This window comes from Arthrobacter sp. NQ4, from assembly GCF_029077345.1.
Taxonomy (GTDB): Bacteria; Actinomycetota; Actinomycetes; order Actinomycetales; family Micrococcaceae; genus Arthrobacter.
Genome location: NZ_JARETC010000003.1, coordinates 241,640 through 254,804, shown reverse-complemented (window position 1 = coordinate 254,804; position 13,165 = coordinate 241,640). Strand labels below are relative to the sequence as shown.

Genomic DNA, 13,165 nt, shown 5'->3' with positions numbered 1-13,165 from the left:
TGGCCAGGGTCGGTTGGGTTCCTAGAACGGGTACGGGGCGATGTCCGGGCGCATCGTGAGCCACTGGATCTCGGTGAACGACTCCATGTTGGCGTGGTGGCCGCCGATCCGCGAGCCGTTGCCGGAGTTCTTCGTTCCGCCGAACGGGGAGTTCGCTTCATCGGAGACGGTCTGTTCGTTGATGTGGACCTTCCCGGAGTCGAGCCGGTCGGCGATGGTCATGGCCAGCCCGACGTCGCCCAGGATCCCGATGGACAGGCCGTACTCATTGTCGTTGGCCAGCGCCACAGCCTCATCCACGGTGGAGAACTTCATCACCGGGGCCACCGGGCCGAAGATTTCGTCCTTCCAGGCAGGACTGTCAGTGTTCAGGTCAACCAGCACGGCGGGCTGGTAGAAGCGGCCGTCGTGGGTTCCCCCGGCGGCGAGCCGGGCGCCCGCCTGGACCGCGTCCTGGACGATCCCGTCCACCCGCTGCAGCTGGCGCTCGTCGATCACTGGACCCAGCGCCACGGTGCCGCTCTTGGGATCGCCAACGGGCAGGTGGGCCGCCTTCTCCGACAAGGCGGCAACGTAGTCGTCGTAGATGTCCTCATGCACGATGTGGCGTCCGGCAGCCATGCAGATCTGGCCCTGGTGCATGAACGAGCCGAACGCCGCCGCGGAGGCCGCCTTGGCCAGGTCGGCGCCGGGGAGCACGATGAGCGCATTGTTGCCGCCGAGTTCAAGGTGGGCGCGCTTGAGCAGCCGGCCCGCCGTTTCACCGATCTTCCGGCCGGCCGCCGTCGATCCCGTGAAGGCGATCACGCGGACCTCGGGGGCTTCGACGACGGCGGCTCCGATGTCCGCGCCGCCGGGCAGCAGGGAGAGCAGGCCCTGCGGAAGCCCGGCCTCCTCGAAGATGCGCACCACGGTCACGCCGCCGCAGACCGCGGTCCGCGGGTCCGGCTTGAGCAGCACGGCGTTACCCAATGCCAGGGCAGGGGCCACGGCGCGGATGGAAAGGATCAGCGGGAAGTTGAACGGCGCGATGACGGAGACGACGCCCACAGGACGGCGCCGGGCAAAGGACCAGCGGTTTTCGTTGGACGTGAGGACGTCCCCGGCTGGGAGTGAGGGCAGCGCCGAGGCGTCGTAGCATTCGTTGGCGGCGATATGCGTTTCCAGCCCTGCCTTGGGCGGAATTCCACCTGATTCGCGCACGATCCAGTCCTGGACCTCGGCTGCGTGCTCCTCCCAGAGCTGCCCGGCGCGGCGCAGTACCGCGGCCCTGTCCTCGGGGTTGCGGGCGGCCCATTCCTTCTGTGCCTTCGCGGCGGCGGTTGCTGCTTCGCGGACGTCCGTCACGGAAGCCACGCCGTAGCTGCCCAGCTGCTCACCGGTGGCCGGTTCCATGCTGGTGCCGGTACCGCCGCCGCCCGCCCGCCAGCCGTTGAGGTAGATCTTGCCTTCCCAGAGGGCGGAGTCGAGCAGGGACATAGGGTGGTCCTTTCGTTGGTCCGGACATCAGGCGTCCGGCCCGGAAGATGGGAGCGCGGGTCAGTCCCGTCCATCACATGCTGTGCGGACGCCGCCGTCAAGGGCATGGACAGGAAAAGGCAGCGGTATCCGTGCGGAAGCTTATGCCGAGGCCGGGAGCCTATTCCGGGCGGCCGGGTCCCGCCGTGCCAGCCGCGAGGCCACCAGGTAGGTAATGCCGGTTATCAGCGGAACCGCGCTGGCGGAGGCCAAGGAGGCCGCAGGCCCCGACCGGCCAAGAACCGTGATCAGCAGCGGCAGCGTGCCAATGGCAAACAGCAGCCAGCCGGCCGCGCCTGACCGTTTAAGTCCCAGGACAGCGGCCGGGAACGCCAGGGCGACGACGCCGATGGCCACCACCGGCCCGTTCGAATCCTGGAGGCTGCGGGCCGTCGCGGGATCGAGGGCGAACCACACGCAGACCGCGACGAGTAGCACGGCCAGCGCCGCCAGGAGGGGAGATGCTCCGGCCGGCCGGAACCAGGCGAGGGCCGCAAGGACCACCATGGGAGCAAACCAGGACAAGGTCATCATCAGCCCCGTCATGCCGCCGGGCTGATCCATGGCGTAGCCGCCAATGAAGGTCACGGCCGCCGCAGTGAAGACCGTCATGACCACCGCGCCCATCTTCACCAGTGCACGGGCCCGGCGCTGCGGATCCTTCTCCCGGACAAGGAGTACTCCGGCCACGGCGGCGAGCACCACCGCGGCGAAGGCCAGTACGAGAGGGAAGGACATGGGTGCCTCCTGCGGCCAGTGGAATCCTGTGACCATTCAAGCCCTGGGGAATCCCGGTGCCAAGGGGCCAAAGCCCCGCAGCTGCTATGCGGCGGCTGCCTGGAAGTGCCGTTCGATGAGACCCTTGATGTCCTCATGGCAGCCGCCGCACCCGGTTCCGGCGCGGGTGGCCCTGGAAACCTCGGCCACCGTGGAGCAGCCGTCAGAGGCCGCCGCCGTGATGGCCGCCCCGCTGACCCCCGCACACCGGCACACGGTGCCCGCGGGGTCGGCAGCCCCGGCCCCGGGCAGCTGGTCCGGTCCATCCAGGCGCAGGAGCAGCGACCGGTCGGCGGGCAGCTCGGCCCCCCGTTCAAAAAGTCCCACGAGTTCGGCCGCGGTCCGGGGCATGCCCACCGCCACCAGGCCTTCCAGCACACCGCCCCGGGTGGTCATCTTGACGTACCGGCCGTGCTCGGGATCGGCCCACTGCGACACCTGCAGGCGCGGCCTTCCGTTGACGGCCCCGGCCGTGAGGGCTTCCTCGTCCCACGGCTCGGCAGCGTTGTCCCCGGCCACGGCCATGTTCATGCCCCGGGCTTTCAGGACCACGACGCCGGGCTGTTCCGGCGGCAGCGCGGGCAGCACTTCGGCGTCCGCTTCTGCCCCTTCAGCTAACAGGGTGAGGTAACCGGCCAGCCATTCGGCCTGCCGCCAGCCCGGACCCACCAGCCCGGACGGTCCGGAGGCGTTCCGGCACGTGGCGCAGCCCGGGTCCGGGCAGCGGACTTCGGCGCAGTCGCCAATGGCAAAGATGTGCGGCTCGTGGTGCGCCCGCAGCCGGTGGTCCACCAGGATGCCGGTGCCGGTGGAGAGGCCGCAGCCTTCGGCCAGCTCCGTCCGGGGACGCACGCCGCAGGAGATGACCAGGAGGTCGCCGTCGATCGCTGATCCGTCGTCCAGCAGCAAAGCCGAAAACCCGCCGTCGGGCGCGTTGTGCTCAACGCCGGTGGACCGGGCGTTGCCGGCCACCCGGACGCCGCAGCGGCGCAGTCCGGCAGCCAGGACCGCCCCGCCGCCGCGGTCGATGCTGCGGCCCAGCGGGTGCGGGCCGTTGTGGACCACGGTGACCGTGGCGCCTTCCTCCGCGGCCGCCAGCGCCGTCTCCAGGCCCAGGACGCCGCCGCCCAGGACCACCACGCGCTTGCCGCCGTCCACCGCCTGCCGCAGGACTTCCGCGTCGCGCAGGTCCCGCAATGCCGTGACTCCGGCAGGCAGCACGGGGGAAGACGGGTCCGGATTGATGCCGGTGAGGTTGGGAATCACCGGCCGGGATCCCGTGGCAAACACCAGCCGGTCGTAGTGCACGGACGCGCCGTCGGACAGGGCCACCTGCTGCCGCGCCCGGTCCACGCGCTTAACCCGTACGCCCAGCCGGACATCCACTCCCTCGGCAACCAGCTCGGCGCTGTCGGCGAGGGCAAGGGCGTCAGCGGTGGTCCGGCCGACGCCGAGATCGGCCACCAGGACGCGGTTGTAGGCGGCCTCGGCTTCCTGGCCCACCACTGTGAGCCTGGCGTGTCCGCTGCGCACGGCGGGCAGGAGCTCGTCCACCAGCCGGGCGGCCACGGGGCCGAATCCCACAATGACAATCTGCTCGCTCATGAGGCCTCCGTCGTTTGAAGCATGCGGGCGGATTCGGGCGCGGCCACGGGCCGGACCCAAACGGTGTTGAACTTGAACTCGGGCATCCCGGAGACCGGATCCGTCGCCGCTTCCGTCAGCCGGTTGGCGCTCTCAGCCCCGGGAAAGTGGAAGGGCAGGAACACCGTTTCCGGGCGGATGGCGGTGCTGTGCTCGGCCCGGCACACCACTTCGCCGCGCCCGTTGGACACCGATACCAGCGTTCCGGCGGCGATGCCCATGGCGTCGGCCGCCGCCGGGTGGATCTGCATCTTGGCCTCCGGCTGGGCGGCGGCGAGCTCGGCGACCCGGCGGGTCTGGGCGCCGGACTGGTAGTGCTCCAGGAGGCGGCCGGTGATGAGGGTCATGGGTGTGCCGGCGGGGCCTGTTGCGTGCCCGGCGGCTTCAGCCGCGGGAGTCCGGCGGCGGCGCGGCGCCACCGGGACCATGACCGCCTTGCCGTCGGGGTGGGCGAAGCCGTCCCGGAACAGCCGGGGCGTTCCGGTGCTGCCGGCCGGGTACGGCCAGTGGGCGGCCTCGCCGCGGTCCAGCATGGCGTAGTCGATGCCGGAGTAGTCGGCCAGGCCGCCCGCGGAAGCCAGGCGGAGTTCCTCGAAGACGGTTTCCGGATCGTCGCTGTAGGTGGACGGGGCGTCCAGGCGCTCGGCCAGGCGGGCCATGATCCAGAGTTCGCTGCGGGCGCCGGCGGGAGGGGAGATGGCACGGCGGCGGCGCAGGACGCGGCCTTCCAGGTTGGTCAGGGTGCCTTCCTCCTCCGCCCACTGGAGCACGGGAAGGATCAGGTCCGCCTCCGCAGCGGTCTCGGACAGGAAGAAGTCGCAGACCACCAGGAAGTCCAGGCTCCGCAGCCCCTCGATCACGGCGTTGGCGTCAGGTGCCGCCACCGCGATGTTGGAGGCGTGGACAAAAAGGCACCGGACGCCGTCGGGCTGTCCCAGTGACTTCAGCAGCTGGACGGCGGGCAGGCCGGGGCCGGGGATGAGTTCCTCGGGGATGCCCCAGACCGCGGCGACGTGCGCGCGGGCGGCGGGGTCGGTGATCTTGCGGTAGCCGGGCAGCTGGTCGGCCTTCTGGCCGTGCTCGCGGCCGCCCTGGCCGTTGCCTTGGCCGGTGAGGGTGCCGTAGCCGCTGCGGGCGGAGCCGGGCAGGCCCAGCATGAGGCTGAGGTTGATGGCCGCGGTGGCGGTGTCCGTGCCGTCCACGTGCTGTTCCACGCCGCGGCCGGTGAGGATGTAGCTGCCGCCCCTGCGGGCACCTGCGGCAAGCATCCTGGCGGTTTCGCGGATCAGGTCCGCGGGGACGCCGGTGATGGACTGGACGCGTTCAGGCCAGAAGGCGTTCACGCTGCGGACGACGGCGTTGTAGCCCGAGGTGCGCTCCTGGAGGTAGGCGGTGTCCACCAGGTCCTCGTGGATGACCACGTGCGAAAGGCCCAGCAGCAGGGTGAGGTCGGTGCCGGGAAGGGGCTGGAGGTGGAGGCCGGCGCCGTCGGCCGTGAAGGCCGCGGTGGCGGAGCGGCGGGGATCCACCACAACCAGCCCGCCGGCGTCGCGGGCTCCCTGCAGGTGCTGGACGAACGGCGGCATGGTCTCGGCAACGTTGGATCCGAGCATCAGGATGGTGCTGGCGGTGTCCAGGGCCTCGAGCGGGAACGGCAGCCCGCGGTCCACGCCGAAGGCGCGCATCCCCGCTGCGGCAGCGGAGGACATGCAGAACCTGCCGTTGTAGTCGATCCGGGAGGTGCCCAGCGCCAGCCGGGCAAACTTGCCCAGCTGGTAGGCCTTTTCATTGGTGAGGCCGCCGCCGCCGAAGACGCCGACGGCGTCCGCACCGTACCGGGCGCGGGCGTCCTTGACTGCCGCAGCGGCGAGGTCCAGGGCCTGGTCCCAGCCGATGGGACGGTGGATCCCGTCAGCACCTCTGAGCAGGGGCTCGGTGATCCTGCCCGCGTGGTTCAGGAGCGTGGCCGAGGTCCAGCCCTTGCGGCACAGGCCGCCGCGGTTGGTGGGGAAGTCCCGGCCGGCCACGTCCAGGACGGGGGATGCCTTGGAGCCGGCAGGTGCAGGAGCGGGGCCTGGCCCCGGCTGCGAAGCCGGGGGCAGGTCCGCCGGGGACGTGAGCGTCATGGCGCACTGCAGGGCGCAGTAAGGGCAGTGCGTGTCGGCGCTTTTGGTCATGTTAGACGTTTCCCATCGCGTTCCGGCCGGCGTTGCGGATGTAGCAGGTCCAGCAGACCACCAGCATCAGGACGTAGGCGCCGACGAATCCGTAGAAGGCCGGGGTGTAGGAGCCGCTGGCGGTGCTGGAGGCATTGAGCACCTGGGGGATCACGAAGCCGCCGTAAGCGCCGATCGCGGAGATCAGGCCGAGGGCCGAGGACGCGAGCCGCTGGGTGGCCACCGGGTTTGCACCGTTCCGGGCAGCCCGGCTGGAGGTGGCGAAGATGACCGGAATCATCCGGTACGTGGCCCCGTTGCCGAAGCCGCTGGCAGTGAACAGCATCAGGAAGAGGACCAGGAAGAGCAGGAAGTTCTTCAGCGGCAGGGTCCAGATCATGGTCAGCGTGATCACGGCCATCGCGGCGAAGGCGGACACGGTCATCCGGGCCCCGCCCATGCGGTCCGCCATGCGGCCGCCGTAGGGACGGGCCAGCGAACCCACCAGGGGGCCGAGGAAGGCCAGGGACAGGGCCACGGTTCCCACTCCAATGGAGGAGAACGCGGGGAAGTAGTCCTTGATCAGCTTGGGGAATACACCGGCGAAGCCGATGAAGGAGCCGAAGGTGCCGATGTACAGCAGCGCCATGATCCACAGGTGCGGTTCCTTCAGTGCAGCGACCGAGCCGGCCACGTCACCCTTGGCGCTGGTGAGGTTGTTCATGTACTTGAAGGCGCCGAATGCGGCCAGCAGGATGAAGGGGACCCACATCCAGCCCGCCAGGGGAAGGTTGACGGTGCCCGCGGCAAGCAGGGTGATGACGATGGGAACGGCAAGCTGTGCGACGGCGGCCCCCAGGTTTCCGCCCGCGGCGTTCAGTCCCAGCGCCCAGCCTTTTTCCCTGGCCGGGTAGAAGAACGTGATGTTGGCCATCGAGCTGGCGAAGTTGCCGCCGCCGAAGCCGGCGAGGGCAGCCACCAGGAGCATGACACCGAACGGTGTGTCCGGGTTGGAGACGCAGAGGGCCAGCCCGGTGGAGGGGATCAGGAGCAGCAGGGCGGAGACGATGGTCCAGTTGCGGCCGCCGAAGCGGGGGACCATGAAGGTGTAGGGGATGCGGAGGGTGGCACCCACCAGGCTTGGCATGGAGATGAGCCAGAAGATTTCCGAGGTGGAGAAGGTGAAGCCTGCGGCGGGAAGCTGGACCACGACGATGGACCACAGCTGCCAGACGACGAAGCCGAGGAACTCGGCGAAGATGGACCAGTTCAGGTTGCGGCGGGCGATGGCCCGGCCTGCGGCCTCCCACTGTTCCTTGTTCTCGGCATCCCAGTTGGCGATCCAGCGGCCGGGGCGGAATTCAAGGGCGGGGGCGTCAGTAGTGCGGGTAGGGCCGGGCTGTGCGCTGGCGGATACGGCATCAACGGTGCGGTCAACAGTCACGGGTTACCTCCTTCGGGGGATGTTGTTCCTCCAAGGTAGGGACGGCGCGTTTCGCGGACAGTCGATGTTTGTTAACGCGCTGTGACTTTTGCCTATCCGGGCCCGCCATGCGGCGTGAGGCGGTGCCAGGGCCCGGAATATGAGATGCACAACACAGGTCCGCATTGTGGACGTTTCGTCCATTGACTGGACGCGGCGAAGTAAGATCGAACTCTAACTATTCGCGCCGGGAGGCAGCACTGCCTGCGCCCGGCCGATCTCACGAAAGCGTTTACCCATGTCATCCACCGATACCACCAAGGTGCCTGGTTCGCACCAGCCGGTGAACTCCCGCGGCCGCGTTATCGTGGCCAGCCTGATCGGCACCACTGTGGAGTTCTACGACTTCTACGTCTATGCCACGGCCGCCGTGCTCGTGTTCCCGAAGCTCTTCTTCCCGGGCGCGAACGAAACCACCCAGCTGCTGAGCTCCTTCGCCGTCTTCGGCGTGGCCTTCGTTGCCCGCCCCCTCGGCTCGATCGTCTTCGGGCACTTCGGCGACAAGTTCGGCCGCAAGGGAACCCTTGTGGCGTCGCTGCTGACCATGGGCATCGCAACCTTCCTCATCGGCTGCCTGCCCACGGCGCTGGTTCCGGGCTGGGAGTTCTGGGCGCCGGCCATGCTGGTGGTCCTGCGGTTCGCCCAGGGCCTGGCCCTCGGCGGCGAGTGGAGCGGCGCGGCACTGCTGGCCACGGAGAATGCCCCCGCCAACAAGCGCGCCATCTACGGCACCTTCCCGCAGCTCGGTGCCCCCATCGGCTTCATCATTGCCAACGTCATCTTCCTGGTGGCCAGCTACACCCTGACCCCGGAAGCTTTCCAGGCCTGGGGCTGGCGCGTCCCGTTCCTGCTCAGCGCCGTCATGGTGATCCTGGGCCTCTACGTCCGGCTCAAGCTGATCGAAACCCCGGCCTTCACCAAGGTGGTGGAATCGAACGAGGTAGCCAAGCTTCCGCTGGGCCGGGTCTTCAAGTCCAGCTGGCGCCAGCTGATCCTGGGCACCTTCATCATGCTGGCCACGTATGTGCTGTTCTACCTGATGACCACGTTCACGCTGACCTACGGCACCAAGCCCACTTTGGAGGGCGCCAAGGCCGCAGCCGAAAAGGCCGGCAAGCCCATGTCCGAAGCCGCTGCCGCCGCGTTCGTTCCGGGCCTTGGCTACAGCCGCAACGATTTCCTCTGGATGCTGATTGCCGGCGTCGTATTCTTTGGCATTTTCACCCTGGTCTCCGGACCGCTGGCCGAGAAGTACGGCCGCCGCAAGATGCTCATGGCCGTCACCGCCGGCATTTTCGTCTTCGGCCTGCTGTTTGTCCCGCTGTTCAGCGGCGGCTTCGTGGGCACCATGGGCCTGCTGATCCTCGGGTTCTCCCTCATGGGCCTCACCTTCGGCCCCATGGGTGCGCTGCTGCCGGAACTGTTCCCCACGAACGTCCGGTACACCGGCTCAGCCATCAGCTACAACTTCTCCAGCATCCTGGGTGCCGCGGTGGCCCCGTTCATCGCCGTCGCCCTGTGGGAAGCCGCCAAGGGCAGCCCGCTGCTGGTAGGCATCTACCTGACATCCATGGCTGTGCTGACCCTGATCGCGCTGTTCCTCACCCGTGAGACCCGCGACCTGGACTACGAGAACAACGTCGCCTGACGCTTCGTTTGCCCCAATGCCCGGCGCTGCCTTTCGGCACGCCGGGCATTGCCGTTTTCACCGCGCGTAGCGGGCCACGAAGTTCTTCAGCACGGCCATGGGCTCGGTGACGGTGAACCGCCGTGCAGCAGCCATGAGCTCCTCGGCGGATTCCGGTGGAAAGTACCCGGCGTCCCGGTAGATATCGATTCGCGTCACCAGCCCGTCTGCGTCCAGTTCGGGGTGGAACTGGGTGGCGTACAGGTTGGTCCTGATCCGGAACATGTGGACCGGGCAGGTGGCGGCCCGTGCCAGGAGGACGGCGTGCGGGGGCAGCGAGCTGACGGCCTCCTTGTGTCCGGTCAGCGCCGTGAACCGTTGGGGCATTCCCTGCAGGATGGGGTCCTGCAGGCCTTCGCGGGTCAGCTCCACTTCCACCGCGCCGAGGGGCTCGCCATAGGTCCGGTCGATCACGGCGCCCTGGTGGCTCCCGAGGGTGCCCACCCCGTAACAGGCGCCAAGGAACGGGAAGTCGCGGGCCACCAGCTGGTCCAGCAGTGCGGCCAGCTCCTGCTCTACCCGGTGCTGGACCGTGCTCTTGTGCTCCGGCGGGTCGCTGGACGTGAACGGGCTGCCGCCCACGATGACACCGGAGTACCTGGAGAGGTCCAGCGGGGGCAGGGGAGCGGCTTCGAGCCGGATCCGGTGCAGCTCCCGCTCCTCCAGCCCGCCGTACCTTAGGTATGCGGCGTACTCGTCCTCAGCGGCGGCGTCTTCCGCGCGGGAGGCCAGGAGCAGGAAAGGCAGCATGTGCTAAGTCTGCATCCTGCCGGCGCCGCCTGCCAGCATTCGAGCAGCGGTCACCGTGCCGGCAACGGGCCCCCGGGCACCCGCAGGCGCCCGCGGGGCAGCCGGCTCAGGTCGGAGGCTGCGTGAGCGAGCGGCGGGACTGTGGCCGGGCGGCGGGGTCCGCGTGCCGGTGCACCAGCTTCCAGTAGCCCTCCTCGCGGCGGAAGATGCTGGTCACGCGGAGCGCGAACTCCTCCGTGGCGGCGGCGCTGTCCAGCCGTGCCCGGAAGTGTTCGGTCTCCACCAGGTATGCGGTGTCGCGGGCCGTGTAGGAGGTGACGGTGTCGAAGCCCAGCATCTCGCCGTCGCGGAACTGCCGCGCGGCCTGGTCCAGCCGCGCCTCCACATGCGCCCAGCCGCGGGCTATGCCGCCGAACGGGTTGGCCAGGGTGACGTCATCCAGCCGGGAATACAGGTCCTTGATCGGCGCCGGGTTTCCCCGGGTGATTTCAGGGACCGCCTGGTGGTAGCGGTCCACTTCTTCCTGGAAACTTGGTGCGAGCATGGCTGCGTGTGCCGCTTTCTAGTCTTCGATGGTGGCGATAATGGCGCCCGCGGACACCGTTTCGCCCGCCGTTGCCGTCAGGCCCGTGATGGTGCCGGACCGGTGCGCGGTGAGGGGCTGTTCCATCTTCATGGCCTCGAGGACCACCACCAGGTCGCCTTCGGTGACCACGTCCCCGTGCGCCACGGCCACCTTCACGATGGTGCCCTGCATGGGGGAGGTCAGCGCGTTGCCGGTGGCCGCAGCCGGACCGGCGGAGCGGGAGCGCTTCTTGGACTTGCCCGGCTTGCCTGTGGCGGCCGAGGCCGTTCCCGGGGTGCCCAGGGATGCGGGGAGGACCACCTCGAGGCGCTTGCCGCCCACTTCCACCACCACGCGCTGGCGCTCCTCGGCGGAGCCCTCGCCGTCAACGGCAGTGTCCGGGGTCCAGGCCGGCAGGTTGTTGGTGAACTCGGTTTCGATCCAGCGCGTGTGGACCGTGAAGGGCCCCTCTGCGGGTGCGAAGGCTGGGTCCGTGACCACTGCGAGGTCGAACGGGATGACGGTGGGGATGCCCTCCACCACCATTTCCTCCAGCGCGCGGCGGGCGCGCTGCAGGGCCTGCGGGCGGCTGGCGCCGGTGATGATGAGCTTGGACAGCATGGAGTCGAAGTTCCCGCTGATGACGTCGCCCTGTTCCACGCCGGAATCGACGCGGACGCCGGGACCGGTGGGGTTCTTCAGGACGCGGAGCGTGCCGGGGGCAGGCAGGAAGTTGCGGCCCGGGTCCTCGCCGGTGATGCGGAACTCGATGGAGTGTCCGCGCACCTCGGGATCGCCGTAGCCCAGTTCCTCGCCGCGGGCCAGCCGGAACTGCTCGCGGACCAGGTCGATCCCGGTGACTTCCTCGGAGACGCAGTGCTCCACCTGCAGGCGGGTGTTGACCTCGAGGAAGGAAATGGTCCCGTCCTGGCCCACCAGGAATTCGCAGGTGCCGGCGCCCAGGTAGCCGGCCTCCTTCAGGATCGCCTTGGAGGATTCGTAGAGACGGCGGTTCTGGTCTTCGGTGAGGAAGGGTGCCGGAGCCTCCTCGACGAGTTTCTGGTTGCGCCGCTGGAGGGAGCAGTCGCGGGTGGACACCACCACCACGTTGCCGTGGGCGTCGGCCAGGCACTGGGTTTCCACGTGCCGGGGAGCGTCCAGGAAGCGCTCGATGAAGCATTCGCCGCGGCCGAAGGCGGCGGTTGCTTCGCGGACGGCGGATTCGTAGAGTTCGGGGATTTCCTCGCGGGTGCGGGCTACCTTGATGCCGCGGCCGCCGCCGCCGAAGGCCGCCTTGATGGCGACCGGCAGGCCGTGCCGGTCCACGAACTCCAGGACTTCCCCGGCGGATTCGACGGGGTCGGCGGTGCCGGGGACCAGGGGAGCGCCCACCTTTTCGGCGATGTGCCGGGCGCGGACCTTGTCGCCCAGGGCGGAGATGGCCTCGGGGGAAGGGCCGATCCAGGTGATGCCCGCGGCAATCACCTTGGCGGCGAACTCGGCATTCTCGGCCAGGAAGCCGTAGCCGGGGTGGATGGCGTCGGCGCCGGACTGGCGGGCGGCGTCAATGATCTTGTCCATGACCAGGTACGACTCGGCAGCGGTGGTCCCGCCCAGGGCGTAGGCCTCGTCAGCGAGCCGGACGTGCAGCGCATCGCGGTCCGGGTCAGCGTAGACGGCCACGGAGGCGATGCCTTCATCCCGGGCCGCCCGGATGATCCGCACGGCGATTTCGCCGCGGTTGGCGATCAGCACCTTTGTGAGGCTGGGCTGCGTGGTTCCTGCGGACTGCTCCAAATTTGCTGACAAGGCGTCTCCTTCTTTCCTTCAGGGAGCCTAGCGCGGTTTTGGAGGTTCCGCCGATATTACTTGCGGAATCCGCGTGTAAACCGGCCCGCCTTTGTAGGGAAGCTACAAGTGGTGCAGAAAAGGGAGTGCTTTACCGCGGCGGCCAGAGGTCCGTGATGCGAACGTTGGCAGCCGCGAGCAGGCCGCGCAGGGTGGAGATGGAGAGGCCGACGACGGCGTGCGGGTCGCCGTCCACCTTCCGGATGAAGGCCCCGCCCAGGCCGTCGATCGTGAAGGAGCCGGCGCAGTGCAGCGGCTCGCCGGTGGCGATATAGGCGTCGATTTCCTCCGGTGCCATGTCCAGGAAGGACACCTCGGCGGAGGCGACCGCCCCGAGCGTGGCGCCCGAACCGCGGGCGGCGCCGTCGTCGTCGTCCGTGTCCCTGCAGTCCACCAGCCAGTGCCCCGTGTGCAGCACCCCCGCGCTGCCGCTCATGCGGAGCATCCGTTCCCGCGCGACGTCGGCGGTGTACGGCTTGCCGTGCGCCTCGCCGTCGAACTCGAAAACGGAGTCACAGCCAAGGACCAGCGCGCCCTCCGCTTCCGGCAGCGCGGCGACGGCTTCGGCCTTGGCACGTGCCAGCAGCAGCGCGGTGTCGTGCGGGTCCGTGACGCCGTACTGCGCCTGGACGGCCGCTTCGTCGACGTCGGAGACCAGCACGGTATGCCGGATGCCGGCCTCCGCCAGGAGCTTGGTGCGGGCGGGGGACTGGGAGGCGAGGATCAGATGGAGCACG

The 13,165-nt window shown here is 69.1% G+C and carries 10 protein-coding genes; 1 reads left to right on the top strand and 9 read right to left on the bottom strand.

The window, feature by feature from the left end; translation table 11 throughout:
* Positions 1–21: 21 nt before the first annotated feature.
* The 5 genes from PUN51_RS07565 to PUN51_RS07545 all read right to left on the bottom strand — a co-directional run bounded on the left by PUN51_RS07565 (position 22) and on the right by PUN51_RS07545 (position 7,539).
* Positions 22–1,479, bottom strand: coding sequence for a benzaldehyde dehydrogenase (locus PUN51_RS07565; protein WP_224025493.1), 1,458 nt, complete (start codon positions 1,477–1,479; stop codon positions 22–24).
* A gap of 141 nt (positions 1,480–1,620) precedes the next feature.
* Positions 1,621–2,256 carry a hypothetical protein gene (locus PUN51_RS07560; protein ID WP_275180388.1) on the bottom strand — a complete coding sequence of 212 codons (636 nt, stop codon included), beginning with the start codon at positions 2,254–2,256 and terminating at the stop codon, positions 1,621–1,623.
* Positions 2,257–2,340: 84 nt separating this feature from the next.
* Positions 2,341–3,900, bottom strand: a complete 1,560-nt coding sequence (locus PUN51_RS07555; RefSeq protein WP_224025495.1) for an FAD-dependent oxidoreductase — start codon at positions 3,898–3,900, stop codon at positions 2,341–2,343.
* Positions 3,897–6,116: a molybdopterin oxidoreductase family protein gene (locus PUN51_RS07550; RefSeq protein WP_224025496.1), complete on the bottom strand. Its 2,220-nt coding sequence runs from the start codon at positions 6,114–6,116 to the stop codon at positions 3,897–3,899. Before PUN51_RS07550 ends, PUN51_RS07555 begins: the two co-directional genes overlap by 4 nt.
* A 1-nt stretch (position 6,117) precedes the next feature.
* Positions 6,118–7,539, bottom strand: coding sequence for an MFS transporter (locus PUN51_RS07545; RefSeq protein ID WP_224025497.1), 1,422 nt, complete (start codon positions 7,537–7,539; stop codon positions 6,118–6,120).
* A gap of 277 nt (positions 7,540–7,816) precedes the next feature.
* Between PUN51_RS07545 and PUN51_RS07540 the strand changes: the two genes are divergently transcribed.
* Positions 7,817–9,226, top strand: a complete 1,410-nt coding sequence (locus PUN51_RS07540; protein WP_159632465.1) for an MFS transporter — start codon at positions 7,817–7,819, stop codon at positions 9,224–9,226.
* Between the two features lie 57 nt (positions 9,227–9,283).
* Here the strand turns inward: PUN51_RS07540 and PUN51_RS07535 are convergent, their stop codons facing one another.
* The 4 genes from PUN51_RS07535 to PUN51_RS07520 all read right to left on the bottom strand — a co-directional run bounded on the left by PUN51_RS07535 (position 9,284) and on the right by PUN51_RS07520 (position 13,164).
* Positions 9,284–10,015 carry a glutamine amidotransferase gene (locus PUN51_RS07535; RefSeq protein ID WP_224025498.1) on the bottom strand — a complete coding sequence of 244 codons (732 nt, stop codon included), beginning with the start codon at positions 10,013–10,015 and terminating at the stop codon, positions 9,284–9,286.
* A gap of 106 nt (positions 10,016–10,121) precedes the next feature.
* Positions 10,122–10,559, bottom strand: a complete 438-nt coding sequence (locus tag PUN51_RS07530) for a YybH family protein (protein ID WP_224025499.1) — start codon at positions 10,557–10,559, stop codon at positions 10,122–10,124.
* An 18-nt stretch (positions 10,560–10,577) separates the two neighbouring features.
* On the bottom strand, positions 10,578–12,389 hold the full coding sequence (locus PUN51_RS07525; protein WP_374114920.1) for an acetyl/propionyl/methylcrotonyl-CoA carboxylase subunit alpha: 1,812 nt from the start codon (positions 12,387–12,389) through the stop codon (positions 10,578–10,580).
* A gap of 130 nt (positions 12,390–12,519) precedes the next feature.
* Positions 12,520–13,164, bottom strand: coding sequence for a Maf family protein (locus tag PUN51_RS07520; RefSeq protein WP_224025500.1), 645 nt, complete (start codon positions 13,162–13,164; stop codon positions 12,520–12,522).
* Between the last annotated feature and the right edge of the window lies 1 nt (position 13,165).

Coding starts and splice junctions, on each gene's coding strand:
- PUN51_RS07560 (WP_275180388.1), bottom strand. CDS start 2,256: ATGTCCTTCCCTCTCGTACTGGCCTTCGCCGCGGTGGTGCTCGCCGCC.
- PUN51_RS07530 (WP_224025499.1), bottom strand. CDS start 10,559: ATGCTCGCACCAAGTTTCCAGGAAGAAGTGGACCGCTACCACCAGGCG.
- PUN51_RS07540 (WP_159632465.1), top strand. CDS start 7,817: ATGTCATCCACCGATACCACCAAGGTGCCTGGTTCGCACCAGCCGGTG.
- PUN51_RS07550 (WP_224025496.1), bottom strand. CDS start 6,116: ATGACCAAAAGCGCCGACACGCACTGCCCTTACTGCGCCCTGCAGTGC.
- PUN51_RS07535 (WP_224025498.1), bottom strand. CDS start 10,015: ATGCTGCCTTTCCTGCTCCTGGCCTCCCGCGCGGAAGACGCCGCCGCT.
- PUN51_RS07565 (WP_224025493.1), bottom strand. CDS start 1,479: ATGTCCCTGCTCGACTCCGCCCTCTGGGAAGGCAAGATCTACCTCAAC.
- PUN51_RS07555 (WP_224025495.1), bottom strand. CDS start 3,900: ATGAGCGAGCAGATTGTCATTGTGGGATTCGGCCCCGTGGCCGCCCGG.